The sequence below is a fragment of the Ferdinandcohnia jepli genome, from assembly GCF_047246645.1.
GTDB lineage: Bacteria > Bacillota > Bacilli > Bacillales > Bacillaceae_L > Ferdinandcohnia.
Genome location: NZ_JBFOKR010000013.1, coordinates 65,940 through 92,881 on the forward strand (window position 1 = coordinate 65,940; position 26,942 = coordinate 92,881).

Genomic DNA, 26,942 nt, shown 5'->3' on the forward strand with positions numbered 1-26,942 from the left:
CCTATATCCCATACCTCTTGCGTTTAGATGAAGACGGTATTTTAAGTTGATCACGATATTTTGCAATCGTTCGTCTAGAAACTAATATACCATGTTCAGTCTTAAGTATCGTAACAATATCTTGATCTGACAGAGGTTTTTGTTTATTTTCTCCCTCAATAAGTTTCTTCAATACATTTTTAACTTGGGTTGCTGAGGTATCCGAGTCACCGGTTGTCGGAATCATTCTACTAAAGAAATACTTCATTTCAAAGACACCATAAGGTGTTTGAACATACTTGTCTTTAACTGCTCTACTAACTGTTGACTCATGTATTTCCAGTGCCTCTGCAATTTCACTCATAACTAGAGGCTTTAGATAATCGGGTCCTTTAATAAAAAAGTCGAGCTGACGGTTTACAATTTCGTTCATTACATTTTGAAGAGTCGTTTTTCGTTGTTCAAGGCTTTTTATAATCCATTGACATTGATCAACCTTTTCTTGAAGATACGTCTTTGTTTTCGTATCTTTTTCCTGTAAAAAGTGTTGATAATATTGTAGATTCATTGATACCTTTGGGTAATAAGAATCCTGTAATTTTATCGACACAATCTGATTATTTACCTGTATTTCAATATCAGGAATGATATATTGAAGTTCATTACTTTGAAATACGGCACCTGGCCTTGGTTGTAAGGTTTGGATAAAATCATATACTTGCTGAATATCGTATAATTTAACATCTATGAGTTTAGTAATCTCTTTCCAAGCCTTTTCAGCAAATAATGCAAAATGTTCGCGTATAATAATTTCTGCTAGTTCATTTCGTTCTGGTAGTGCTTGTAATTGAAGTAAAAGGCATTCCTGAAGATTTCTAGCACAGATACCAACAGGCTCTAATTTTTGAATAAATGTAACTAACTCCTCAACCTTTTCAGGTTCAACTGATAATTCACTTGCTATTTCATCCGAAGAAAAATACAAATATCCGTTACTATCAAGTGAGTGAATAATATACTCAGCTATTATTTTTTCTTCATTCGTTAACTTCACATATGAAAGTTGTTTAAGTAAATGCTCATACAATGATGTTTCTTTTTTATCTAAGTAATCGATTGGATTTATATATGTTTCATTAGATACCTTTGGTTTTTTTGATCGAGAAATGTAGTCAGTTGTTTTTAATTCGATGAGGGGATTCTCTACCATTTGTTCTTCTAGAAATTTCGTAAGGTCCAACGATGAATATTGCAATAATGCAATTGCTTGGCTTAATTCCTTCGTCATAACTAACTTCAAAGACTGCTGCTGAAACAACCCAGTATTCAAATTCATTCGTTTCCCCCCTTTCTTTTATTTTACAACACCTCTGTAGTCATTGTAAGGTCAAATATTGGAAGCGTTTTCTTTTTTAAAAATTTAGCGCCAATATATTTTTTATATACATAATCATAAAAGTTAAAAATTAGCACGTATTTCATCACTTTTTTTGAAAGAATCTACCTATAAGAGGTGAACAAAATGAAAAAGGATGAAATCATGTATACTGGTCCAGTGACGGGAACTCTTCAAGAAGCAAAAGAACAAAATGAAAAAGGGCGTTATAAGGAAGAGTTTGGTGAGGAGTTTGAGCCGATTCAAACAATGTGGGCTGTTAATCCTGTCGAAGAAGTGGAGTATGATGGGACTGTGGGGTATAAAGATAATTGAAATAAAAATTAACTACGGACTCATGTACTATATAAAGGTACAGAATATACTCTGTACCTTTATCCCATTCCTGCATCCTTTGCCTTTTTGATAGCCTCTGCTCGATCAGCAACCTGGAGTTTACTTAAAATACTTGTAATATGATTACGAACTGTGCTTGGACTAAGAACTAATAAATTGGCAATTTCCGCATTTTTATAACCTCTTGCAATTAGATTTAAAATCTCCCGTTCTCTTACAGTTAGTTCGGAAAGCTCTCCAGCCTGTAAACCAAGTCTAAACTGTTCAAAATAATTAATAAATTTCTTTGCTATCCTCTCACTAAAAATGGCTTCTCCTGCTGCCACTGCTTGAATGGCACGAATAATCTCATTAGGGAGTGCGCCTTTTAAAACATATCCCCTCGCTCCGGCTCTCATTGCAGCCGCGACTGTTTGATCATCCTCAAACATCGTCATTACAAGAATCCTCACATTTGGAAATAAAGTAGTAATTTGTCTTGTAGCTTCAATTCCGTTAATTCCCGGCATCTGGATATCCATGATAACGACATCTGGTTGGAGTGTTTTTGCTATAGAAATAACTTCATCTCCACTACCAGCTTCACCCACAACCTCAAATGTTTTGTCATTATTCACCAGAGAAGCAAGACCAGTTCGAAAAGTGGGATGATCATCAGCTAATAGTACTCGAAAGATTGACATTATCATTACCTCCATCCAGAAACGGTATGCTGCCTTTAATGGCAGTTCCACCAGACTCTATATTTTCAATAAAAAATGTTCCACCTAACTCTTCTGCACTCTCACGCATTGTAATGATTCCAACACCAGAACGTTTTCTTTTCGGCAAGCCAATCCCGTTATCTCGTATTAATATCGATAGTGTTCCTTCACCTATAACTATTTTGACACTTACACTTGTTGCCCGAGAATGCTTTTTGATATTTACTAAACCTTCTTGAACAATTCTATAAACTGCAACTTCAACAGCTGCACCAAGGACTGGAAAAGATTCAGGAAGTTCTAATTTTATTGTGATATTATTATCAAGTTGATTTTGAACAAGTTCACTAATCGCTCCACCTAACCCATATTCGTCTAAAGATGGAGGACGAAGATTGTATGCTAATTTCCTTATTAAATCTACTGCGTTTCGTATATCAATTTGAAGCTCACTTAAAATTTCATCAGATTTTGCTGGTTCATTAAGTGACTGCCGAGCAGCTGCAATCTTAAATGAAAACGCAGCAATCTCAGGACCCAATCCATCATGAAGTTCTCGCCTTAACCTTCTTCGTTCATCTTCACGTGTCGTTACTATGCGTTGGCGAGATAGTTGAAGTTCTTTTGTTATTCCTAATGTATGTATTACTGAGCCAGTTTGACGCACCAGATTGTTAATTACTTGTCTGTCTTCATTAGACCACACATCATCTTTATCTCGATGCTCGACAACGAGCTCCGCAACTTTTTCTCCTTGATAATATACATCAATACGTTCTGGGTCGTTTCCAGGTGCACCACTTGATGCTGCAACGGTACCATTTGGCCAGACTAGCGCTGCATAAGGTAACCTTAAAGCATCCCGGAATGAAATAACAATCGCCTCTAATATACGATTAGGTGAAGTGGTAACATCAAGCCTTTCTCCCAATCTAACAATTGCTGCATATGGATCCTGCCTATCTCCATACATTAGTTTATTCACGATAAGTTGAAGTCTATTATGCAATGGTTGAACTACAATCGCTACCCCTACAGTACCAATTAAAGATACCAAAGCTGTTTTGTCATCAAGAAAGGTTAATCGTAATGCATATACAATACCCGTATATATCGCTAATAACATTCCCGATAATATTCCATATCGAAGCGTTCGGTTAATCAAAGGGTCAATTGACCATAGTCGATACCTAATTATCGCTAATGAAAAAGATAACGGTATCAAGGATAAGGCAACCAAATAAAGTGTCTGACCCAAAAGGTTTCCCCAAATAGTAGAGGCAGGAATTTGAACTGATAAGATAACCAGTATAATAGATATACTAAAAGCAAAAACAGGAAATTTAGTTTGTTGCCGTTGTAATGAGGTGAATTGCTTTCTATAACGTTGTATCTGATAATATCCCATTAAAAGTAAAATACTCCATTCAAGAACGAGTAAAAACCCTTCTAAAACAGAGGGTAAAACAGGAGAAAAAAGAATAAAAACTTCTACTATTATATAAGAAAGTGCTAAGAAGTGACTTAAACGTCGTGAAGATCGATGATCTGGAAAATAGCAAATAACCAAACCAAGTAACGTTATTGAAAAAAATCCTATCACTCTAGCAATCCCTTCAAGCTTTGGAAATTCGTTGTAAAAGGGGTCTGCTATAGTCAAAGTTAATCCAAATAACATTAATGTTATAGCAACAAGGAATGCCATCGAGTCTTTTGGACGCTTTACCAAAATTAGTATACCAAGGATAACATTACACAATGTAAATAGAAGCGAAGTAAATAATAGATAAAAGGCATACCGGCTCGTGTTTAGTCCAACCGTTTTTAATTCTTTTTGGATTTCAGGGGGTAATGAGCATGTATCACAAACCCGTTGAAGTTCCCCAAATAGTACAGGTATGTTTAAAATAAAAAGGACTGTTGTAATAACTACCATACTAATCGAAAAGGCCCGTATAAGTACCCAGCGTTTTGTCATACAACAGCCCTCCATTTCTTGTTATTTGTCTATCTAATTTTAGAAGTTTTCGATTTCAGTAGTAGCTATTACCTTTTTTTGTCTACCAAGTAAAATCATCCCTATGCCGCCATATAAACATAAGGTTATTAAAGAACTTATAAATGGTTGTATAGGTCCAAGTTCTATAAACCCTGTAATTAACTGCAATACGCCAAATAAAACAAACCATTTTGAAGCAATTTTCGCTCTAACTAAGCCAATTGTAATAATAAGCATGCCCACGTAGGATAACAGAAAGAATAAGAGATGTGGAATGAAGTAAACCGGTGTTTCAAAAATCCATTGAAGAAGTGATACCATCGGTTCCCGTTCTAATGTTGCCATACCTCTTTGGATAAGTGCCTCTGTTACTAAAATTACAAAGAAGAAGTTTCCAACTAATGCGGTAAGGGCACCTAGATAAGTTACCACCTTTCCTCTTCCATGAACTTTATGAGTAATACCAATCAAAGCAGGTATATTAGCAATAGCAAACCCTAGTACAGAAAATGTGAAAAACAGTGTATATCCAGGTCGATCATTTACCCAGTCAAGAAATGCAATGTCTCCCGCTAATGGTGGACCAAACAAAGTAACAATCTGCAAAATTGCAGATATTAAAAAGCTCACCCCACCGATGAAGATAATAAAATTTTTCGAAGAATCTTTTTCCATTTGTCATCGCTCCCTTAATGAGTTATTTCATACTCATTGTATTTGAGCGCACTTTTATAAGTCATGGGAGTAACTCCTACAAAAAGTCCTATCTTTACTCCTAAAATCTTTATAGTACATATTACTTTAAAACATAATAGAAAAGACCCGTTTCTATATAAAGAAACGGGTCTTTTTGTATACGCCCTCGGCAGGATTCGAACCCACGATAAGAGAACCGGAATCTCTTGTGCTATCCACTACACTACGAGGGCAAAATTGAAATGCGTATGCTTTTTTAAGAGGAACATCGACTAAAGTCCGCCACGTCCTGTGGCAACGTCGATGTCAGCACATCCTGTGCAAGTCCGACAAGCGCTGGAACCCCGACGAGGAGGCTATTGCCGCCGCAGGAGGGGTGAAGCGACCTCGAGGGGCTAGGCGCAGAAGCTGGACATATATAACTTTATAATTTTTGCATACATATATACTAATTTAATACTACAAACTGCACTCACAATTATATTCGAGAATTCACTCCATTGCAAGTTGCATGTTTTAAATCCATAAGATAAGGGTATGATGGAATACGTATGATTTTTTTCTTTTCCGTATATCAGTTATCATTGGATTAGAAGATATTGAATAGAATAATTTTAGTAAAGCGAAATGTTTGACCTTTACTGACCTTAATTGTATGATGGAAATACATAGTAAGTTAATTTTGACATATAAAGGATAAGGGAGGAAGTAATAATGAACTTAATACCTACAGTCATTGAACAAACAAATCGCGGAGAGCGCGCATATGACATTTACTCACGTCTTTTAAAAGACCGTATCATCATGCTAGGAAGTGCAATTGATGATAATGTTGCAAACTCAATCGTTTCTCAGTTATTATTCTTAGCGGCTGAGGATTCTGAAAAAGATATTTCTATATACATTAACAGCCCAGGTGGATCTATCACAGCTGGTATGGCAATCTACGATACAATGCAATTCATTAAACCAAAAGTATCAACCATTTGTATCGGTATGGCTGCTTCAATGGGTGCATTCCTATTAGCTGCTGGTGAAAAGGGTAAACGTTTTGCACTACCAAACAGTGAAGTGATGATTCACCAACCACTTGGCGGTGCTCAAGGGCAAGCAACTGAAATTGAAATTGCTGCAAAGCGTATTCTTTTCTTACGTGATAAATTAAATCGTATCTTAGCTGATCGTACAGGTCAACCATTAGAAGTTATCGAAAAAGATACTGATCGTGATAACTTCATGACTGCTGAAAAAGCACTTGAATATGGTTTAATTGATAAAGTAATGTTCCCAACAGATAATAAGTAATAGCAACAAAAAATCCTCTCACTCTTATTCGTGAGAGGATTTTCTTATGCTTCTTTTTGAACAAATGCAGTTAAAGCTTCAACTGCTGCTTCTTCATCATGACCTTCTGCTATTAATGTAACAGATGAACCTGAGCTGACTGCTAAACTCATTAACCCCATGATGCTTTTAGCGTTTACCTTTTTTCCGTCTTTTTCTAAGAAGATATCAGCATTGAATTTATTTGCTTCTTGAACAAATAATGCTGCCGGACGTGCTTGTAAACCAGTCCTTAAACCAACTTCCACCTTTTTCTCAACCATTTTTCTTCCTCCTCGTTTTTCTCAAGCTTTTCTTGTGGTTTGTTTTTTGTAAACTTAGAGTGTTTCCTTGTATACGTATATAACACCGTTAAGGTTTCATTTCTTTTTTATGATAGCGTTTTAATTTATTGTAAAAAAGAGACTAAGCTTAATAGCTTAGTTGTCCAGAACGTAGCTTTTCTGCAATCTCGTCAATTTTTCGCAAACGGTGATTGATTCCTGACTTACTGATTTTCCCCGATGAAACCATTTCACCAAGTTCTTTAAGCGTTACATCTTGGTAGGCAACTCGTAATTCAGCAATTTCACGTAGTTTATCAGGTAATATTCCTAAACCAACTGTTTCATCGATATAACGAATATTTTCTACCTGTCTAATAGAAGCACCAATTGTTTTATTTAAGTTCGCAGTTTCACAATTCACTAATCGGTTTACTGAGTTTCTCATATCGCGAACGATACGCACATCTTCAAAGCGAAGTAATGCCTGGTGTGCTCCGATTACGTTTAGAAATTCAGTAATCTTTTCTGCCTCTTTTAAATAAGTGATATATCCTTTTTTGCGCTCTAATGTTTTGGCATTTAGGTCAAAGATATTCATTAACTCGCAAAGAGAATCATTGTGCTCCTTATAAGAGGAATAGATTTCAAGATGATATGATGACGTTTCTGGATTGTTTACTGACCCACCGGCAAGAAATGCACCTCTTAAGTATGAACGTTTACAGCATTTTTTCGTAAGCAAATCGGATGAGATTTCCTGACGTAACGAAAAGCCTTCGAAAATCTTTAAATCTTCTAAAATACCTCTGGCATTTTCAATTAAACGTACAATGTATACATTGTTTTTCTTTAACCTCATTTTTTTACGAACTAACAACTCTACTCCTACATTGTAGCATTTTTTAAGTAAAGTATAAATTCTTCTCGCAATAGCAGCGTTTTCTGTTTGTATATCAACTACTACTTTTTGATTGGAAAAGGAAAGTGCGCCATTCATTCGGATTAAAGCAGAAAGTTCAGCTTTTGTACAGCAATCCTTTATGTCTAAGTTTGTTAATTCTTTTTTGGTCTCTGATGCAAATGACACAGCTTCTCCCCCCTTTTTATAACAGACATTTATTTTTTGGGCAGCAAGTCATATAACAACGACGCCACCTTAGTGGTATCGTGTCGAATAACTCCATCTTCATATGAAATAATTTTATCATGAATAATGGTTAGCCCCATAGCAGATAGCCTTTCTGTATCGTAATACACAGGCTTTGCTAATTCCTTGGCATATTTTTCTTTAATATGTTCTGGAACTTCTTCATCATTTACAAGAATTGTATTTATAAACGCGAGCCCCATATGATCATATAGAGCTTGAACATGATCGCTTGCTGTGAAGTCTAAGGTCTCCCCCGCTTGAGTCATCACGTTACAAATATAAATTTTCTTGGCCTTTGCCTTCTTTACCTCTTCTCCAATTTTCGGAACAAGGAGGTTTGGCAAGATACTTGTATATAAACTTCCTGGCCCTAGGACAAGCAGGTCTGCCTGTCGAATGGCGTTAATCGTTTCAGACAAAGGTTCAATATCGTCAGGAGTTAAAAATACTCGCTTAATTCTTTTTCCGGAATAAGGGATCTTTGATTCACCAGAGACAACAGAGCCATCCTCCATTTCAGCATGTAGAACAACACTCTTGTTAGCAGCTGGGAGTACTTTTCCTCTTACTTTTAACACCTTGCTCATCTCACCGATTGCGTGAACAAAATCTCCAGTTATTGTTGTCATGGCAGCCAAAATTAGATTTCCTAAAGAATGACCGGATAATCCATTTCCTCCAGCGAACCGATGTTGAAATAGATCTTCAATAAGCGGTTCTACATCAGAAAGTGCTGCTAATACATTACGTATATCTCCTGGTGGTGGGATATCCATTTCATCTCGTAGTCTACCAGAACTGCCACCGTCATCTGCAACCGTTACGATTGCAGTGATATCAACTGGTTGAAATTTCAACCCACGTAAAAGAACAGAAAGTCCTGTTCCACCACCGATGATGACAATCTTAGGTTGTTTAGGTTCAGACATCACTTTCTTTCCTTTCGCCTTTCAATATCTCGGTGGGATACGTGGGTTTCATATTCACCCTTGAAATAATTTGCAAAGTATTCAGCAAGAGTAACTGAACGATGTTGACCACCAGTACATCCAATCCCTATAACAAGCTGGCTTTTACCTTCACGTTTATATTGAGGAAGCATAAATGTTAGTAAATCAGTAACTTTTTCAATAAATTTATTTGTCTCATTCCATTTTAATACATAGCTTGAGACATCTTCATCTAACCCTGTTTTAGGTCTCATTGCTTCAATGTAATGAGGATTAGGCAGGAATCTAACGTCAAAAACCAGGTCAGCATCAATCGGAATTCCATACTTAAATCCAAACGACATCACATTCACTGAAAATGTTGGACGGGAATGTGAAGCAAATTGCTTTAGTATTTTTTCTCGAAGATCGCGAGGTTTTAAATCAGATGTATCATAAATGTATTGCGCTCTACCCTTTAATTCATCAAGTATTTCTCTTTCATTTTGAATACCTTCTAAAGGTGAACCCGTTGGAGCCAGCGGATGGGAACGTCTTGTTTCCTTGTATCTAGTAACAAGCGTAGAGTCCTTCGCGTCTAGGAAAAGGATTTGTGGTGTAATCCAAGATTTTTCAGATAGATCATCAAGTGATTCGAATAAGCTATCAAAAAATTCTCTACCTCGCAGATCCATAACGAGTGCTACTTTATTCATTTTGCCACCTGATTCTTTCATAAGTTCCAAAAACTTAGGTAGTAAGGTTGGTGGCAGATTATCTACACAAAAGTAGCCTAAATCTTCAAAGCTTTGAATCGCAACTGTTTTTCCCGCACCAGACATACCTGTTATAATGACTAATTGAATTTCACTAGTTGAGCCTGTACTCATTCTTTCTCCCCCTTACTCCTAACTCGGATCTAACCGATATGACAATAATTCAAAATCAGGTGTGTATGTAAATGTACCATATATGATTCCTGAACCTTTCAACACATAATCTAAAATGTGAAAGTCTCCAGGTGCCATTGGTAAGGATGAGATATCTGTAACATCATGCCATTGAAGAATACCTTCCTCACATTCATCTACATTTTCACCTTCATATTCTGTTGCTAAAAAGGAAAACATCATCCACTCGGAGGTGATTTTGTCTCCATCTTTTATGATAAAAGTAAAAATACCCTTTATGTTTGGATTTTTTAAGTAAATACCGGTTTCTTCCCGATATTCTCGAATACACGAATCCCGGATAGATTCACCGATTTCCATCTTGCCACCAGGGGCAACCCACCACCCACGTCGTGGTTTTTGTAACAATAAAACTTTATTATCTTTCCGTAACACGCAGTTAGTAACTCTCTGCACACTATTCACCCCAAGTCGGCTTGCACGTAACGACCGTTTGTAAGCATTCTATTGTTATTATTATACTATTTCTCAAAGGTAGTCACAACGAACAAGATTTTCTTATTTTATTCTATGGCATTGTCGTATCTTACATATGTAAATAAGGGTTGAAATATGAAAAAGGATTTTTTCTAAGAGGCAAAAAAAGGGGGCACAGAGGATGTATCTGTGCCCAAAAGAAATCTATTTTATAAAAAGGGGGTCAATTACTATCTTTATAATACTGGAAGAATATTTCACTCGTGTTACAACAGGGTTAAATACAAATTACGAAAATAGGCTGGCGTTTACAATTGCCTCTCAAAGCCTTGAAACAATTGATTTATAGGTCTTTTAACCCCTTTGAAAATGGTGCAAAATGTCTATAGAATTTGTTTGGACATTATATTTTTTAAATGTAATTTACTTTCAGTCTTAAAAAGCAATTGAAATGTATTTCACTTCTATATATTCATCAATTCCGTAGTGACCGCCTTCTCTTCCTAAGCCACTTTCTTTGAACCCACCAAATGGTGCCTGGGCAACAGAAGGTAGGCCGTCATTGAGGCCGACAATTCCATACTCAAGTTGTTCAGAAATACGTATCGCTTTTCCGATATTCTCAGTAAATACATATGCAGCCAGGCCATATTGTGAGTTGTTTGCTCGTTGTATTGCTTCTTCTTCTGTTCTAAATGTAGTGATTGGTGCAAGTGGACCAAAGGTTTCCTCTTTCATACAGAGCATTTCATCAGTAACATTCACAAGAACAGTTGGTTCGTGGTAATAACCTTCTTGGTCGTGAAGTCTGTTTCCTCCATACATAATACCAGCGCCTTTTGAAACTGCATCTTCAATATGTTCTGTTACTTTTTCAAGTGCTGCCTGATCAATTAATGGACCGATATCAATACCTTCGTCTAAACCGTTACCTACCTGTAGACCCGCAACAGCCTTTTGGAATTTTTCCTGGAAAGAATCAGCAACAGATTCATGAACATAAATTCGGTTTGTGCAGATGCACGTTTGCCCTGCATTTCTAAACTTTGAACCTACAACCCCTTCAACTGCTTTGTCCAGATTTGCATCGTCCATCACAATGAACGGCGCGTGTCCTCCAAGTTCAAGGGAGATTTTCTTAACTGTATCTGCAGCACCCTTCATTAAAAGCTTACCAATCTCTGTAGAACCAGTGAACGTTATTTTTCTAACACGATTATCTTCAAGCCAGCTATCACCTATTGCACGAGCATTACCCGTAACAACATTAATAACACCCTTAGGAATACCTGCTTCACCTGCTAGTTCTGCTAGTCGAATAGCAGTTAACGGTGTTTGTGAGGCCGGTTTCACTACAGCAGTACATCCAGCTGCAAGTGCAGGTCCTACCTTTCTTGTAATCATTGCCGCAGGGAAATTCCAAGGAGTTATCGCCGCAATTACCCCTACCGGTTGCTTATGAACTAGAATTCTTTTATTTGGATGAGAAGCCGGGATTGTTTCTCCATAGATTCGTTTTCCTTCTTCTGCGTACCAGGAGATAAAGCTATTGGCATACATAATTTCCCCTATCGCTTCCTTCAATGGCTTTCCTTGTTCCTCAGTCATCAAACGCCCAAGCTCTTCTTTATGTTCATCGACTAACTGATACCACTTCATCAGTAATTGCCCGCGTTCATTCGCCGTTTTAGCTGCCCACTCCTTAAAAGCTGCATGCGCTGCATCTACTGCTTTTTTCGCATCATCTCTTCCTCCTCTTGGAACAGTTGCAATGACCTTTTTTGTTGCAGGATTAATTATTTCAATTTCTTCTCCAGATGTACTACCTACTTTTTCTCCGTTAATATACATAAAATGAGTTGGCATAAATAAGCCTCCTTTGTTTTTATTTTCCATTCTTATTGACTATTAATCTTTTGTTTTGATAAAACTACTTCTATTGATTGTTCTAATATTGCAAGCCCTTCAAAGAGCTGCTCATCCGTTATGACGATTGGCATAAGAAGTCGGAGAACGTTACTATAAACTCCTGCACTTAGTAACAAAAGCCCACGCTGGTTAGCTTCCTTAATAATTTCATTTGTAAGTCCCTTTGCTGGAAGCTTTGATTTTCGGTCCTCTACGATTTCAATAGCACACATTGCTCCGAGTCCACGAATATCACCAACACATTCATACTTATCATATAGATGCTGAAACTTTTCCATAACCAGTTTACCAATTTTTTCAGCTCTTGCGTTCAAATTTTCCTCTTCAATAATATCAATTACAGCCAGAGCAGCTTTGCATCCCAAAGGACTTCCACTATATGTACCTCCTAGCTCCCCGGGATCGGACTGATCCATAATTTCACTTCGTCCAATAACACCACTGATTGGGAAACCGGCTCCTAATGACTTAGAAACAGTAATCATATCAGGGATTACATCAAAATGATCAATCGCAAAATAACGGCCTGTTCGTGAAAAACCTGTTTGAATTTCATCTGCAATAAATAAGATACCGTGCTCTTTACAGATTTGATAAACTCCTTGAACAAACTTCTTTCCTGGAACAATAAAGCCGCCTTCTCCTTGAACTGGCTCCATAACAACTGCCGCTATTGTTTCTGGTGCTACCTCTGTGATTAAGAAATTCCGAAATTCTTCAACCATAAAGTCCTCGTATTGTTCGATTGATAGTCCTTCAGGTCGGCGATAATGGTAAGGATATGGAGCTTTATAGATTTCAGGTGCAAACGGACCAAACTCATATTTATATGGCTTCACCTTACTTGTCATTGTCATAGTGAGCAAAGTTCTGCCATGAAAGCCTTTAGAAAAGGATACTATTCCTTGTCTTTTGCTATATTTTCTTGCTATTTTTACCGCATTTTCAACTGCCTCAGCCCCGCTATTTTGAAGCAGAACTTTTTTATCATGGCCACCAGGTGCCAGTTTTGCTAGTTTTTCAGCCAATTCGATATAAGCTTCATACATCATAATATTAAACCCCGTATGAATGAATTGATCGACCTGTTCATGTAATGCTTTTTTTACTTTCGGATGACAATGTCCCACGTTAATCGTTCCAATTGCTCCAACAAAGTCAATGAATGTGTTACCATCAACATCTTTAATAAGTGCACCTTCTGCTGATTGTGCAAATAGCGGAGTACCAAAACTGACTCCTTTCGGTACAGCTTGTTTCCTTCTTTCTAATAATTCTTCTGATTTTGTACCAGGTACATTTGTATGAATTGATGCAAAACTCATTATACGATCATCCTTTCTTAGCAATTGTTCAATAATATATATCTAGCAATATTTATGCCAAAAAAGAACTGAACGACAAAAACTACTGACCTATTTTTAGTGTCAGTAGTTTTTATTGTTTAATGTTAAAAAACATTTTCAAAGTTATTTTGCTGTTCGGCCATAAGTTTCTGATACTTTCTACTTACTGATGATTGACTAATTCCAAGTGCCTTTGCTGCCTTTGTAGTGGTTTTATAATGTTTCATTGCCATTAATATAAGCTGCTCTTCCACCGAATCTAATGCTTCCTGAAGAGGTAAAATCTTCGTAACAATCGGCTTGGTCTTTTTCAATTCACTTCCTAAAAGAAGGAATCTATTAACAAATTCAGCATCGATTGCTTCATCATCAGCTGAGACCACTAAGCGTTCAATCATATTTTGGAGTTCACGAATATTGCCCGGCCATGAATGGACCTCTAATAGATTAAGAGCATCAGGTGTTAGATGGTAGTTTCGATTGTATCTTTCATTCAATTGTTGAATAAAGTGAAAAGCTAATAATGGAATATCCTCTGACCTCTCACGTAACGGCGGTATATGTATCGGAATGACATTTAACCGATAAAATAAATCTTCTCGAAATTCCCTTTTCTCAACCATCTTCTCTAGGTTTTTATTTGTTGCTGCAATGATTTGGACATCTACTTTAATAGGTTTTGTGCTTCCTATAGGGATTACCTCTTGTTCTTGAAGAACGCGAAGAAGCTTTACTTGAAGATGTAACGGCATTTCTCCAATTTCGTCCAGAAATAGCACGCCACCATCAGCTTGTTTAAAATAACCTTCTTTTCCATTTCTCTCTGCACCTGTAAAAGCTCCCTTGCTATAACCAAACAATTCACTTTCGAGTAAGTTTTCTGGTATTGCTCCACAGTTTAACTTAAGGAAAGGCTTCTTGGAACGTTTTCCAAACTGGTGAATCGCTTGGGCAATTACCTCTTTCCCAACTCCCGATTCACCATAAATGAGTACGGTCGAGGAAAAGTCGGCGATTTTCTTCACCTGTGTCATAATCTGCTCCATTTTAGTACTGCAATATATCAATTTTTTATAAAATAAATCCTTTGTTTTCATATCATCTAATTCACGTTTATATTGGTCAGTAATCTCTCTCATATGGCGTAATTCATTTTTTAATTTAGTTGTTTCTGTAATATCCCTTGAAGCAATGATGATCCGAGATAAATCCCCATTCTCATCAAAGATTGGCTTTCCAACAGCAAGGATTTTTTTTCCTGCCTTTGTTTCCTGTACCACGGATACTTTTTTCTTTTTTTCTAAGACAAGCCGTGTTACAGAAGGACTAAATAAGCCTTTTTGTTCAAGTTCAATAATATTTTTTCCTAGCAAACTCTTTAGTTCGACTCCCCAAAACTGAGAGATTTCAGTATCACTAAAACGAATTAATTCTCCTTTTGCATTTACAACAAGTATTTCATCATAGATGCTCGAAAGTATTGCATGCAGGTCATTATTCAAATCCTTTATATATTCTATTTCATTTGCCATCTCTTCAACCATTGGCAAATCTTGAACAATAATAATCATTCCATCAACTTGGTTTTCTGGTGTGTATATTGGACTAAAATCAACTAATACACTCATTGTTGTAGTAATCTGAAGCTGGTTTAAAACTGTAGATCCAGTCCTAAACACATTTTCGATATGTTCTTTTGCGAAGATTTCATCTGCGGATTTATGTAGGATGTTCTCTGGGGCCATTTTTATCATTTTTAATGCTGAATCATTGTAGGAGACGATATTTTTCTCACGGTCAACGACAAGGATTCCCATTGGAATCGAGGTTAGAATTACTTTTAAAAGGTCAATGTTTTGATTACCTTGTCTAAATAGTTCTGCTAATACATCTTCTCTTAAAATATATCCGCACAACTCGCCTTTCTCATCCCTTGTTAAAGCAAAGGGTTCTCCAATCATTTGAAAAATTCCAGGAAGCGAAATGTTCTTGCTGAACTGAGAGATATTATTGATAGGGATTAAACTTTTCGTGACCTCTTGAACTGATGCTCCCGTTTTATAAGCATGTATTGGGAGATAGCCAATAATGGTATTATTTTGTTTCAGAAAAAGGTAAGGTTCTTGGACTTCTGGTATAAATGATGTTACTGTTTCATTTTCAAGCTCCTCGATATCAACACATACTAGTGGTTTGACTAGTCTTTGATTAATAGAAAACAATGACTACAATCCCCCTTTTCTATTGATTATTTATATTATATCATTAATAATTGCAATTTTTTAACAAATCAAAAAAATAAAAAAAGAGAAGATTTTACCTTCTCTAATGCGTACAATTCGTATTTTTCATTCCAAAACAATTGAATCATCCTTTATGTATGTTAATACCATACCTGGAATGACTTCGTCGCCTATTTGGACCTCTATCGAATGTACTCTTCCATTGATTCCAACAGTGATTGCTTTGTTTTCACCATTCAACGTTTGAATAATAAAGAGTGGTTCCCGCTCACCTATCTTTGATTTCTCCTTTATTGGAATTTCCTTAATTACCCCATGGTAGGGGCTTGTAACTATTTCATGGTGTTCCACTCATTCACTTCCTCCCTCATTTCCTTTGTAGTAAAACTTATGCAAATTATGTGCCAATATGGAACCCCGTACAGTATGGGTTTATATTCGGTTTTCCTTTTAAGAGATATCAATATTATTCAGAAGTGCATAACTTATTCTGTTTTACATAATGTGGTGTACATACGATATTCATTGTAACTATCTGTATATTTGGTATGAATTTTGCATGAGTATATTTAGAGAATTATAGTAGGAGGTTATTAGATTGGTGAGGATAAATGATCACACAGTCATTGGAGGTAACACAATGGTAGATGCGTTAACGAATTCGCCAAGAAATGATGGATATAGAATGCCTGGTGAATTTGAACCTCATAAAGCAACCTGGATGCTATGGCCAGAAAGAACAGATACGTGGAGACTAGGTGCAAAACCTGCTCAAAAGGCTTTTGCTGAGGTAGCGATTGCTATTTCAAAATTTGAACCAGTCACAATTGGTGTCTCCTCAAATCAGTACGAACATGTTCGAGAAATACTTCCAAAGCAGATTAGAGTTGTTGAAATCTCCTCTAATGATGCATGGATGAGAGATATCGGGCCAACCTTTGTTAAAAATGACCAAGGTGCGATACGCGGTATTGACTGGGGTTTTAATGCTTGGGGTGGGCTTGAAAACGGCCTATACTTTCCATGGAATTTAGATAATCTGGTCAAACAAAAGGTATTAGAAATAGAGCAAATTGACAGATACGATGCCCGTGATTTTATTTTAGAAGGCGGTTCAATCACAGTAGATGGGGAAGGTACCCTTATAACAACAGAACAATGCCTACTTAATAAAAATCGTAATCCACTGCTTACCAAGGAAGAAATTGAAGAAAAAATAAAGTCTTATCTTTCTATCGATAAAATTATCTGGCTAAAAAGTGGGATGCTTTACGATGAGACTGATGGACATGTAGATGAAGTTGTTTTTTTCGTAAGACCTGGTGTAGTTGCAATAAGCTGGACAGATGATAAAACTGATCCACAGTATGAAGTACTTGCTGAAGCATACGAACGTCTACAAAAGGAAACAGACGCGAAAGGGCGAAAACTGGAGATTCATAAAATTCATATTCCAAATCAAATTGAAATGACAAATAAGGATAGTGACGGTATTGATATTGCACGCCATAGTTACGGCCGCAAACCAGGAACAAAACTAGCTTGTACGTATATAAATTGTTACATTTGCAATGGCGGCGTTATTATCCCTGCGTTCGGAGATCCTTTTGACAAGATTGCTTTTAACAAAATACAAGAGCTTTTCCCTGAAAGAGAAGTCATTCAAATAAATACAAGGGAAATTGCTTTAGGTGGCGGAAATATTCACTGCATTACCCAGCAGCAACCGCGACCATAAGAGGAAAGGACTGATCATATGAGCAAAGGTAAATTAAAAATTGCTTTACTGCAACATAGCTGTACTGAGGACCGTCACTATAATTTAGAAAAGGCTGTTGAAATGGTAAAAGCGGCTGCGAATCAAGGGGCGAAAATTATATGCACACAAGAACTTTTTACAGGGATGTACTTTCCACAAACAATTGATGTAACTAAATATGAATGGGCAGAGCCTATTCCAGGACCTACCACAACTATCATGCAAAATTTAGCCCGTGAGTTAGGAGTCGTCATTATTACATCGCTTTATGAGTATGTGATAGATGGTATGTATTTTAATACTGTTGTAGTGTTTGATGCCGATGGAACAAATCTAGGAAAATATCGTAAGCACCATATACCTGAAGGTCCTCAATATATCGAAAAATATTACTTTACTGAAGGTGATACGGGTTATCCTGTATTTGAAACGAAATTTGGAACAATAGGAGTTTTAATTTGCTGGGATGAGTGGTTCCCAGAACCATCTCGAATTTTAGCTTTAAAAGGGGCTGATGTTATTTTTTATCCATCAGCAATTGGCTCTGAACCAGATAACCCTGAACTTGACACTTCCCAAACTTGGATGGATGCCATTCGTGCGCATGGTATCCATAATAATCTTTTCATTGCAGCAGTGAATCGAGTAGGACGTGAGGATAGTAAGGAAGGATATATGGAGTTTTATGGACGGAGCTTTATTAGTAATCCTTGGGGAACAGTTATTGAAGAAGCAAAAACAAAAGAAGACGAAATCATACTAGCGGAGCTTGACCTTTCAGAAATTACAAAGGCACGTAACATTCTTCAGTTTCATCGCGATCGAAGACCTGATAGTTATGGGGAACTGTTGAAACGAGTCTTGAAATAACTAGTAAAATACTTATAAAATATCCCGAAGACCACTGTGGTCACCGGGATATTTTTGTTTCCCTTACCAATTATGTAAAAGGTAAGGTAGATTGAAAAAGCAGTGGAATATCCACTGCTTCCTTATACTTACTCTTTATCTAGTATTTCAAGCACTTTCCTAAACGTAGCCACAACCTGATCAACTTCCTCAATCGAAATTGTTAATGGTGGCTCGATACGGAATGTCTTTGAGTTTACAAGCGTCCCTGCAACTAATACTCCATTATCAAAGAGTCCTTTCGAAACCTCAAAGCCAATTTCATCTGTGTGGAACTCAACACCAATTAACAGTCCTTTTCCTCGAATCTCTAATACTTGTTCAGGAAAGTCGTGACCAACCTCCTGAAGCTTTTCTAACATATATTCACCAACCTCAGCTGACCGTTGGGGTAGCTTTTCTTCAAGTAATATATCAATTGTTGCTATTGCTGCAGCACATGCTAAAGGGTTTCCACCAAAGGTAGTGGTATGCATAAATGGATTCGGGAATAAACTGCTGAATACCTCCTCAGTAGCTACAACAGCACCCGCCGGCATTACACCACCGCCGAACGCTTTTGCCAAACAAAGGATATCCGGTACAACGCCATATCCTTCTGCTGCAAACATAGTTCCCGTACGCCCCATACCTGTTTGCACTTCGTCAAAAATGAGCAATGCTCCAAATTCATTACAAAGCTCCCGAACCTCTTTTAAATAGCCATCCGGAGGTAGCACTACACCACCTTCACCTTGAATAGGTTCTAGAATAACTGAGTTTACATCTTCGCCAACTAGAGCACATGATTCAAAAGTTTTCCTCATCATATCAATATCCCCAAATGGTACATGACGAAAGCCTGGAATCATTGGGAGAAACGGTTTTCTAAATACTCCCTTAGCTGTTGCCGAAAGTGAGCCCAAACTTTTTCCGTGAAAGGCTCTTGTTGTAGCAATAAAGGTAGTTCTATCACTATGCATTTTTGCAAGTTTAAGAGCCGCCTCAACGCTTTCAGTTCCACTATTGACAAAGAATGAGTATTTTAAGTCCCCAGGTGTAATATCAGCCAAAATCTTTGCAAGCATTGCTCGTAAAGGATCAAGAAGGTCCTGACTATGAAGAGCCTGTCGGTTAAGCTGGTCAGTTACAGCTTTTACGACTTTGGGATTTCTGTGTCCTACATTATAAATTCCGAAGCCACCTAAGCAGTCAATATATTCCTTCCCATTCACATCTTTAAAGCAGGATCCTGAATCCGACCATTCAACAGCTGCGAATTGCTTATCCTTCGTTACTGTTTTTCGGTAATCAAGGAATCCTGGATTAACATGCTCCCTAAATCCATCTACCGTTTCGCGTGTAATCCATTCAGCTTCTTCTTTCGTAATACTTTCCTTTTCAATTATCGATAACACCTTTTTTATATACCCGTTAACCTGTGAATAATCCTTTTTTACCAAGCTTTCGTTTGTAATCTCTACACTCATTTTTTCTCTCCTTATGTTTAGTTTTCAAACCAACCCGATGGTTCGACCTGTAAATTGATATTTATCTGTTTAATCTCTGTAAATTCATCAAAGCCAAATGTTCCTAGGCCACGTCCAATTCCGCTTTGCTTATAACCACCCCATGGTGCTTCATTGTAAGTTGGGTGGTACGTATTAATCCATGTAATACCTGCTCGAATTTTTTTAATGACACGAAGTGCCTTTGCTCCATCCTGAGTGAAGACACCTGCCGCTAGTCCATACGCGGTATTATTTGCAAGCTCAATCGCCTCTGCTTCATCCTTGAATTTTTGTACAGCAAGGACCGGTCCAAAAATTTCTTCCTGAACAATTCTCATTTCTGGAGTTGTATCAACAAAGATTGTTGGTTCTACAAAATATCCATTTTCAAGACCATTTGTAGTAATTCTGCTGCCACCACAAACTAACTTTGCTCCTTCGTCTTTACCAATTTGAATGTAAGAAAGAACTTTTTCCATATGCTGTTGACTTACGAGTGCACCCATTTCTGTATTTGGATCATCGCCAGGACCAACACGGATTTTCTTAGCCCTTTCTACCAAACTATTAATGAAATTGTCATAAATACTTTCTTCCAATAAAAGCCTAGATCCCGCTGAACACACTTGACCTGCATTTGAAAATATTCCAAATAGGGCATAGTCAACCGCTGTTTCGAAATCAGCATCTGCAAAGACAATATTTGGAGACTTACCTCCTAGTTCTAGTGAAATCTTTTTTATGTTACCTGCAGCAGCCTTCATAATGCTTCTACCAGTTGCAGTCCCACCAGTAAATGAAACCTTATCAACTTTATGGCTTTCTGCTATCTCATTACCGACTGTCGGTCCCGCTCCCATGACCATGTTAGCTACCCCAGCAGGAATACCTACCTCTTGGATAATTTCAAATAATTTTATAGATGTAACAGGTGTTACCTCTGAAGGTTTAAATACAATTGTATTCCCCGCTGCCAGTGCCGGTGCGATTTTCCATACTCCCATAAGAAGCGGATAGTTCCAAGGAACGATTAGTCCACAAACCCCCACAGGCTCACGTACAACCATTGCTTGCATTGGATCTGAAACATGATAGGTTTGGCCATCTGGTTTTGTCACTAAACCAGCATAATATCGAAAGCATGCTACTGCATCAGCTACATCAAATTCAGTCTCTCTATGGGGTTTCCCGTTATCTTCCGTTTCAAGCTTACTAATTTCGTCCGCACGTTCTTCAAGCTTATCTGCGATTTTAAATAAGTAGGATGCTCTTTCAGCAGCAGGCAGGTCAGACCAAATGCCTGAGTCAAAAGCTTGTCGAGCAACATCGATTGCTATACGTGCGTCCTCAGCATCGCCTTCTGCCGCCTCGGCTATGACTTTCCCATTTGCAGGATTTACAATTGAACGGGTCTTTTTGCTTTGTGCTTCTACCCATTCGCCATTTATAAACATTCTTAGCTTCTGCAATTTTTATCCTCCCCTTTATTTATTCTCAAACAGATATAATGCAAAATCTGTGCCAAGTTCGTAAAGTAAAGGTTTACAAAGGCTTATAGGCTTTTTATTCGAAAATCATGCAAGCTTGAATAAGTTATTCACATGTGCATAACTACATATTTGAAGACTATAAAACCCTATCCACAAATAATGGATAGGGTTTTTAGGTCTAGTTCTTAATTTCAGACCAAATTCGGTCATATATTTGTGTTGCTTCACCGACGTCAATGTTATATTCACCTTTTGCAAGTTCCTCTTCAGGGACTTCTAAAGATTCTCTAACGTCATCAGGTAATAGCTTCATAGCTTCTACATTCGGATTACCGTATGGATATTCCATTGAAATCTCTTTACTAATTTCTGGTCGTAAAATAAAGTCAATAAACTTCTCTGCATTTTCCTTATGCGGGGCATCCTTTGGGATAACAAAGTTATCTTGCCACAAGTTCATTCCTTCTTTAGGAAATACTGTCTTAATCGCTGGATTCTCTCTTGCTGCAAGAGTAGCCTCAGCTCCCCAAACGATACCAGCCTTTACTTCTCCACTGACAAGAAGTGTTTTTGGACTGTCACTATCATACGCTTTAATATTTGGCTTTAGCTCAAGGAGCTTTTCCTTTGCTTCCTCAAGTTCTGCTTCATCTGTACTATTTTGCGAATAACCTAACAACGCAAGCATATTTCCAATGATGACACGTACATCATCAAGTACGACAAGATTATTTTCAAACTCTGAACCAAACAAATCCGCATAACCAGTAATCTCTTTCTCTACCAAGTCTTCATTATAGGCGATAACTGCTTTTCCCCACATATAAGGTACAGAATACTTATCTTCTGGATCAGCATCTGTTCCTAAGAAGCTTTCCCCAATGTTTTTTAAGTTAGGTATATTATCTTTATTGATTTCTGCAAGCATATCTTGTTTTCTCATAATCTCAATAAAATATGTCGAAGCTACGGTTATGTCATAACCGGTATTTCCGGCTTGAAGTTTTGCAAGCATCTCCTCATTCGAAGAATAAGTATCGTAATTTACTTTAATACCCGTTTCTTCTTCAAACTGTTTAATAACACTTTCAGGAAGATACTCTGACCAGTTAAAAACATTCAGAACCTTCTCATCCGATTTTCCACCTGCTTCATCTCCACCACAAGCAGCTAATACCATTGATAGCAAAAGCATAAGTGTCAGGGCAACAAAACCAAATCTCCTTCTAAACGACATGTAACAGCCTCCCCTTACTAAAATTGACTTCGTCTATACTAGTAATCTTGCAAATTTTATGCCATGTTTAGAAGATTCAGTTTCGTTAATCTGCCATGATCTTCTTTTTTTCAGTCTTAGTATCCTTTGTAATTATTTGATAATAATCGGTACGACGATCTTTTAAAGGAGTTTCCGTTCCAATATTTCGGTTTCGGCGAAGACTCTCTAGGTCAACCTCTCCAACAACAATCGTTTCTATATTCGGGTTACATTCTCCTACAATTCCATTACTCGAAAAAGTAAAATCCGACGGTGAAAAAATTCCAGATTGGGCGTATTGCACATCTAGATGGGGAACATGTGATAAATTCCCCACCGTCCCTGCTATCACAGTGTAAACTTGATTTTCAACCGCCCTAGCTTGTGAACAATATCTTACTCTTAAATACCCCTGTTGATCCTCTGCACTAAAAGGAGTAAAGATAATTTGCGCACCTTTATCAACAGCTATTCTTGCTAGTTCTGGGAATTGGATATCATAACTAATTAAAATTGATATTTTTCCACAGTCCGTGTTAAATACATGGACTCCGTGTCCTGGTTGGACTCCCCACCACCTTCGTTCATCTGGTGTAATATGAAGCTTATATTGTTTGTCAATTGTACCGTCACGCCTAAATAAATAGCCTACATTATAAATACAATTTCCCTCTTCAACAAAGTGTGAGCCGCCTACAATATTGATATTGTATTTTACGGCGAGCATAGAGAATAAATTGATATAATCCTCGGTGTACTCTGCAACTCTCTTAATCTGTTTACTTGGTACCTGTTCATCTATAAACGATAAAAGCTGCATGGTAAAAGTTTCAGGGAACACCGCGAAATCAGAACGAAAATTGGAACTCGCGTCTATGAAATATTCACATTGTGTTGCAAAATCTTTAAAGGACTTTATTTTTTTCATCATATATTGGATAACCGAAATTCTTACCGGTAAAGCCCTAGTGTAAATTCTTCTCGATTTATTTGGTAAATAATCTGGGTTATTCCACTCCATCAAGGTCGCATAACCTAAGGAGTCCTGATCTGTTAAATAATTTGCATTTACACGTTTTAAAACAAATCCACTCATCATTTGAAATGTGAGAGCAGGGTCATAAATGTTTTGTTGTATGACTTGTTCTACATATTCTCTAGCAGACATTTTATCAGCATATTTGTGATAGTTTGATATTCTACCACCGATAATGATGCTCTCTAAGTTTTTCTGTTGCGCAAGCTTCCTACGTGCTTCATACAAACGACGTCCAATTTTCATTCTCCGGTAATCAGGATGAACCATCACATCAATACCATATAAATTTTTCCCATGCGGATCATGGTTACGAATATAGGAATTATCGCTAATTTCATTAAATGTATGCTTATCATCATACTCATCGAAGTCAACAATTAAACTCGAGCAGGAGCCAATAATTTTCCCGTCATATTCCACACAAAATTGCCCTTCCGGAAAAACCGTCAGGTGGCTCTCGAGTTGGTCTCGTTCCCAAGACTCCATGTTTGGAAAACAAATTTTGGATAACTCTATGATATCATCAATATCCTCATGCTTTATGTTTCGTAAAATGATCTTCTTTTCAAATTTCGAAAGATCGATGGTTGACACAAATATCTACCCTTTCTTAGTAATAAGGTTTTTTGTAACTGTTTTAAAGCCAGCTTATCTAACGATGCACGTTAATAAGATGCGTGTTTTGGTATTGCTCATAGAACCTGACTTACATCTGAATGGAGACATACTTTTCTTCCAAGTATTCTTCCAGACCATATTTTCCGCCTTCTCTCCCGATACCACTCTCCTTCACTCCACCGAATGGGGCTTGTGCGACAACAGGTGTTGGGTCGTTTATTCCCACAATTCCATAATCTAACTCCCTCATAATACGGAGTGCTCTACTTAAATCCTTTGTATAACAGTAGGATGCTAAACCATAGAGCTTGTGATTTGCTTTTTTAACCACTTCCTCTTCAGATGAAAATGATATAATCGGAGCGACTGGGCCAAATGTTTCTTCAGATAAAATTTTCATATTCTCGTTGGCACCCTGGATAACTGTCGGCTCATAAAAGCTTCCTTTTAATCCCTCCTTAAAAGCCTGTTTTCCTCCACAGAGAAGCTTTCCATTATTCTGCAGTGCATCCTCTACATGTTCTTCTACTTTTTCAAGTGCATGTTTATCAATAAGTGGGCCAACATCTACCCCTTCTTCGAGACCATTTCCAATTGTAAGTTTACTAACTCTTTTGGCTAATTTTCTTCCAAATTCTTCAGCAACATTTTCTGCTACATAAATCCGGTTTGTACTGATGCAGGTTTGGCCACAATTCTTAAACTTCGTCAACATAATTCCTTCTACCGCCAAATCTAAATCAGCATCTTCAAAAACAATAAAAGGCGCATGTCCTCCGAGTTCCATTGATACTCTTTTCATTTGTGCTGCTGAATCTTTTATAAGTTTTTTTCCAACCTCCGTTGAACCAGTAAACGTAATTTTCTTTACTTCAGGATTGCTTGTCATTTCACCTGCGATTTCTGAAGCAGAACCAATGACTAAGTTTGCTACTCCTTTAGGTAATTCAGCTTCGTGAAAGCATTCAAATACTTTCATTGCCGTTAGTGGGGTAGCTGATGCAGGCTTCAAAATCACCGTACAACCTGAAGCTAAAGCAGGTGAAAGTTTTCTTGTAATCATTGCAATAGGGAAGTTCCACGGTGTTATAGCAGCCGTAACTCCTACTGGTTCACGTAGTACCATTAAGTGCTTATCTGGATGTGAAGGTGTTAGTGTTTCTCCGTAGATTCGTTTAGCTTCTTCTGCATACCAGTCTACGTAATCGATGGCAATTCCTATTTCACGGATTGCTTCTGGCAATGGCTTCCCCATCTCCGATGTCATGACAACAGCAATTTCATCGGTATTCTCACGTAAAAGCTGGGCAATTCTTTCAAGATATTGCCCTCGTTCCTTACCCGTTCTCCTTTTCCAAAGCGGAAATGCCTCTGCCGCCGCTGCTATTGCTTCATTTGTTTCTTCTGCACCACCATATGCAACTTCTTGAACAAGTTCAGATGTCGCAGGGTTTGTTACTTGTAATGTTTTGCCTGAGTTAGAATTTCTCCACTCGCCGTTAATATATAGCATGGTTTCACTCCTTGTAAGATTTGATATTTATTTTTATATTTTTACATATGCCGTAGGTGTTGGTTTTCCAATACATAGCTGCATGGTTTGCTTTGAGAGATTCATGATAATTGAAAAGACGGTTTCCATTTGTCGGTGTTCTGGGGCTGAGGAATTTATGTAATGATTAATGGAGTTTGGGTAATTAAATGTGTCTGAAAACCATATTTTTAAGCTTTCTTCGTTAATTTTTTCACCAAATGTGATTGAAGCATTGATTAATTCCTCCGCTCGACTTTTTCGGATCATCGAATCTACGAATTTAAATTCATTCATATCTGATAGATACTTTTTAACTTTTGTAGAACAAATGTGATTCGTATGAACTACTATCCCGTCCTTACTTGGTATCATTTCCGTTCCAAATGGAGAAACCTCAAAATTTGCAGCACCTGATTGACCTTCCACTCCTTCACTCGCAATAAGGAAGTTAGCTGCTGAAGCAAGTTGATTATCTTTAATTTTTGAAATTGCTTCATGGAGTGAATGAGAATTTAGAACACTTCGTAGTGCTAAGTGAATGGGTACTTGAGTTGATTTTTTATCAGTCAATAACGCATTTAGGCAAATTCCAATTCCAGCAGAATTAAAACCTATTTTTCCAATTATTCCACCTTCTGTTACCATCTTAATTACTGGTTTTCCTACCTGTTCAATTTCAAGTAGTAACAGGCTTTTAGTTTGTGTCATTTTCCAGTCCCAATTTTGACCTATAATTGTATCTTTAGACGCAGGTGGAGTAATTGCAATTGCTGTACAACCATCAGAAAATCCTTTCCTGCCTGTTAATGCAATTTCACTTCTCGTGTTTAATACTAGAATATCCTCAAATTGAACTCCTGCCCCCTTCGCCACCCCTTCCATTTCCTCTATAAAGTCAGAGTTATACGCTTCAATTGCCGGTAAATGTTCTAAGGCAACTTCAACAGCATGTTTCCAGTTAATTTTGCTGTAGCCATAAAAAAGAGACTCATAGGTTTCCAGACTCTGAATAATTTCACTCTTTCCTTGTCTGCCATGCTCCTCTCCTATCTGTTGCGGAGTCCCCGACAGATGGATTTTTTTTATCATAATTACAAATCCTTTCATGTTGGATACGTTTAATTAATCCTTGCAAGTAAT

The 26,942-nt window shown here is 37.4% G+C and carries 24 protein-coding genes and 1 tRNA gene; 5 read left to right on the forward strand and 20 right to left on the reverse strand.

Features of this window, described 5'->3' with window-relative positions; translation table 11 throughout:
- Window position 1 precedes the first annotated feature (1 nt).
- A complete protein-coding gene (gene rpoN, locus AB3M96_RS14815; RefSeq protein ID WP_412968403.1) occupies window positions 2-1,315 on the reverse strand; it encodes an RNA polymerase factor sigma-54 in 1,314 nt (437 codons plus the stop codon).
- 186 nt (window positions 1,316-1,501) lie between these two features.
- Between rpoN and AB3M96_RS14820 the strand changes: the two genes are divergently transcribed.
- The gene (locus AB3M96_RS14820; RefSeq protein WP_412968404.1) at window positions 1,502-1,690 is read left to right on the forward strand and encodes a hypothetical protein; all 189 of its coding nucleotides are present in this window, start codon (window positions 1,502-1,504) and stop codon (window positions 1,688-1,690) included.
- Between the two features lie 59 nt (window positions 1,691-1,749).
- Here the strand turns inward: AB3M96_RS14820 and AB3M96_RS14825 are convergent, their stop codons facing one another.
- The 4 genes from AB3M96_RS14825 to AB3M96_RS14840 form a co-directional block, all read right to left on the reverse strand.
- Window positions 1,750-2,394 (reverse strand): response regulator transcription factor, encoded by a 645-nt coding sequence (locus tag AB3M96_RS14825; RefSeq protein ID WP_412968405.1) that lies wholly within the window; start codon window positions 2,392-2,394, stop codon window positions 1,750-1,752.
- Window positions 2,366-4,393: a sensor histidine kinase gene (locus AB3M96_RS14830; RefSeq protein WP_412968406.1), complete on the reverse strand. Its 2,028-nt coding sequence runs from the start codon at window positions 4,391-4,393 to the stop codon at window positions 2,366-2,368. Before AB3M96_RS14830 ends, AB3M96_RS14825 begins: the two co-directional genes overlap by 29 nt.
- A gap of 39 nt (window positions 4,394-4,432) precedes the next feature.
- Window positions 4,433-5,089, reverse strand: coding sequence for a hypothetical protein (locus AB3M96_RS14835; protein WP_412968407.1), 657 nt, complete (start codon window positions 5,087-5,089; stop codon window positions 4,433-4,435).
- A gap of 182 nt (window positions 5,090-5,271) precedes the next feature.
- A tRNA-Arg gene (locus tag AB3M96_RS14840) sits at window positions 5,272-5,343 on the reverse strand.
- 481 nt (window positions 5,344-5,824) lie between these two features.
- On the opposite strand from AB3M96_RS14840, the gene clpP reads away from it, so the two are divergent.
- Complete coding sequence (clpP, locus tag AB3M96_RS14845) at window positions 5,825-6,415, forward strand: ATP-dependent Clp endopeptidase proteolytic subunit ClpP (RefSeq protein WP_412968408.1); 591 nt, start codon at window positions 5,825-5,827, stop codon at window positions 6,413-6,415.
- 44 nt (window positions 6,416-6,459) lie between these two features.
- Here the strand turns inward: clpP and AB3M96_RS14850 are convergent, their stop codons facing one another.
- The 5 genes from AB3M96_RS14850 to AB3M96_RS14870 all read right to left on the reverse strand — a co-directional run bounded on the left by AB3M96_RS14850 (window position 6,460) and on the right by AB3M96_RS14870 (window position 10,175).
- A complete protein-coding gene (locus AB3M96_RS14850; RefSeq protein ID WP_412968409.1) occupies window positions 6,460-6,717 on the reverse strand; it encodes an HPr family phosphocarrier protein in 258 nt (85 codons plus the stop codon).
- Window positions 6,718-6,865: 148 nt separating this feature from the next.
- Window positions 6,866-7,807 (reverse strand): DNA-binding protein WhiA, encoded by a 942-nt coding sequence (gene whiA, locus AB3M96_RS14855; protein ID WP_412968410.1) that lies wholly within the window; start codon window positions 7,805-7,807, stop codon window positions 6,866-6,868.
- A 29-nt stretch (window positions 7,808-7,836) separates the two neighbouring features.
- Complete coding sequence (locus tag AB3M96_RS14860) at window positions 7,837-8,799, reverse strand: gluconeogenesis factor YvcK family protein (protein ID WP_412968411.1); 963 nt, start codon at window positions 8,797-8,799, stop codon at window positions 7,837-7,839.
- Window positions 8,799-9,689 (reverse strand): RNase adapter RapZ, encoded by an 891-nt coding sequence (gene rapZ, locus AB3M96_RS14865; protein WP_412968412.1) that lies wholly within the window; start codon window positions 9,687-9,689, stop codon window positions 8,799-8,801. The genes AB3M96_RS14860 and rapZ overlap by 1 nt, the downstream gene beginning before the upstream one ends.
- Before the next feature lie 18 nt (window positions 9,690-9,707).
- On the reverse strand, window positions 9,708-10,175 hold the full coding sequence (locus AB3M96_RS14870; protein ID WP_412968413.1) for an NUDIX hydrolase: 468 nt from the start codon (window positions 10,173-10,175) through the stop codon (window positions 9,708-9,710).
- 193 nt (window positions 10,176-10,368) lie between these two features.
- Here AB3M96_RS14870 and AB3M96_RS14875 point away from each other — a divergent pair, with 193 nt between their 5' ends.
- Window positions 10,369-10,536 (forward strand): hypothetical protein, encoded by a 168-nt coding sequence (locus AB3M96_RS14875; protein WP_412968414.1) that lies wholly within the window; start codon window positions 10,369-10,371, stop codon window positions 10,534-10,536.
- A gap of 86 nt (window positions 10,537-10,622) precedes the next feature.
- Here AB3M96_RS14875 and AB3M96_RS14880 read toward each other — a convergent pair whose 3' ends face one another.
- The 4 genes from AB3M96_RS14880 to AB3M96_RS14895 all read right to left on the reverse strand — a co-directional run bounded on the left by AB3M96_RS14880 (window position 10,623) and on the right by AB3M96_RS14895 (window position 16,056).
- On the reverse strand, window positions 10,623-12,038 hold the full coding sequence (locus AB3M96_RS14880) for an NAD-dependent succinate-semialdehyde dehydrogenase (protein ID WP_412968499.1): 1,416 nt from the start codon (window positions 12,036-12,038) through the stop codon (window positions 10,623-10,625).
- Window positions 12,039-12,085: 47 nt separating this feature from the next.
- On the reverse strand, window positions 12,086-13,441 hold the full coding sequence (gabT, locus tag AB3M96_RS14885) for a 4-aminobutyrate--2-oxoglutarate transaminase (protein WP_412968415.1): 1,356 nt from the start codon (window positions 13,439-13,441) through the stop codon (window positions 12,086-12,088).
- A gap of 125 nt (window positions 13,442-13,566) precedes the next feature.
- On the reverse strand, window positions 13,567-15,684 hold the full coding sequence (locus tag AB3M96_RS14890) for a sigma 54-interacting transcriptional regulator (protein WP_412968416.1): 2,118 nt from the start codon (window positions 15,682-15,684) through the stop codon (window positions 13,567-13,569).
- Between the two features lie 126 nt (window positions 15,685-15,810).
- Entirely contained in the window at window positions 15,811-16,056 is a 246-nt protein-coding gene (locus tag AB3M96_RS14895) for a biotin/lipoyl attachment domain-containing protein (RefSeq protein ID WP_412968417.1), read from the reverse strand.
- A 289-nt stretch (window positions 16,057-16,345) separates the two neighbouring features.
- On the opposite strand from AB3M96_RS14895, the gene aguA reads away from it, so the two are divergent.
- Complete coding sequence (aguA, locus tag AB3M96_RS14900; protein ID WP_412968500.1) at window positions 16,346-17,443, forward strand: agmatine deiminase; 1,098 nt, start codon at window positions 16,346-16,348, stop codon at window positions 17,441-17,443.
- 18 nt (window positions 17,444-17,461) lie between these two features.
- Window positions 17,462-18,334 (forward strand): carbon-nitrogen hydrolase, encoded by an 873-nt coding sequence (locus tag AB3M96_RS14905; RefSeq protein WP_412968418.1) that lies wholly within the window; start codon window positions 17,462-17,464, stop codon window positions 18,332-18,334.
- 128 nt (window positions 18,335-18,462) lie between these two features.
- On the opposite strand, the gene AB3M96_RS14910 is transcribed toward AB3M96_RS14905, so the two are convergent.
- The 6 genes from AB3M96_RS14910 to AB3M96_RS14935 form a co-directional block, all read right to left on the reverse strand.
- Window positions 18,463-19,842 carry a putrescine aminotransferase gene (locus AB3M96_RS14910; protein ID WP_412968419.1) on the reverse strand — a complete coding sequence of 460 codons (1,380 nt, stop codon included), beginning with the start codon at window positions 19,840-19,842 and terminating at the stop codon, window positions 18,463-18,465.
- Between the two features lie 17 nt (window positions 19,843-19,859).
- Window positions 19,860-21,317: an aldehyde dehydrogenase family protein gene (locus AB3M96_RS14915; protein WP_412968501.1), complete on the reverse strand. Its 1,458-nt coding sequence runs from the start codon at window positions 21,315-21,317 to the stop codon at window positions 19,860-19,862.
- 214 nt (window positions 21,318-21,531) lie between these two features.
- Window positions 21,532-22,590, reverse strand: coding sequence for an ABC transporter substrate-binding protein (locus AB3M96_RS14920; protein ID WP_412968420.1), 1,059 nt, complete (start codon window positions 22,588-22,590; stop codon window positions 21,532-21,534).
- Between the two features lie 85 nt (window positions 22,591-22,675).
- The gene (locus AB3M96_RS14925) at window positions 22,676-24,244 is read right to left on the reverse strand and encodes a GNAT family N-acetyltransferase (RefSeq protein ID WP_412968421.1); all 1,569 of its coding nucleotides are present in this window, start codon (window positions 24,242-24,244) and stop codon (window positions 22,676-22,678) included.
- Window positions 24,245-24,356: 112 nt separating this feature from the next.
- Window positions 24,357-25,781, reverse strand: coding sequence for an NAD-dependent succinate-semialdehyde dehydrogenase (locus tag AB3M96_RS14930; protein WP_412968422.1), 1,425 nt, complete (start codon window positions 25,779-25,781; stop codon window positions 24,357-24,359).
- A gap of 33 nt (window positions 25,782-25,814) precedes the next feature.
- Entirely contained in the window at window positions 25,815-26,891 is a 1,077-nt protein-coding gene (locus AB3M96_RS14935) for a C45 family autoproteolytic acyltransferase/hydrolase (protein ID WP_412968423.1), read from the reverse strand.
- Between the last annotated feature and the right edge of the window lie 51 nt (window positions 26,892-26,942).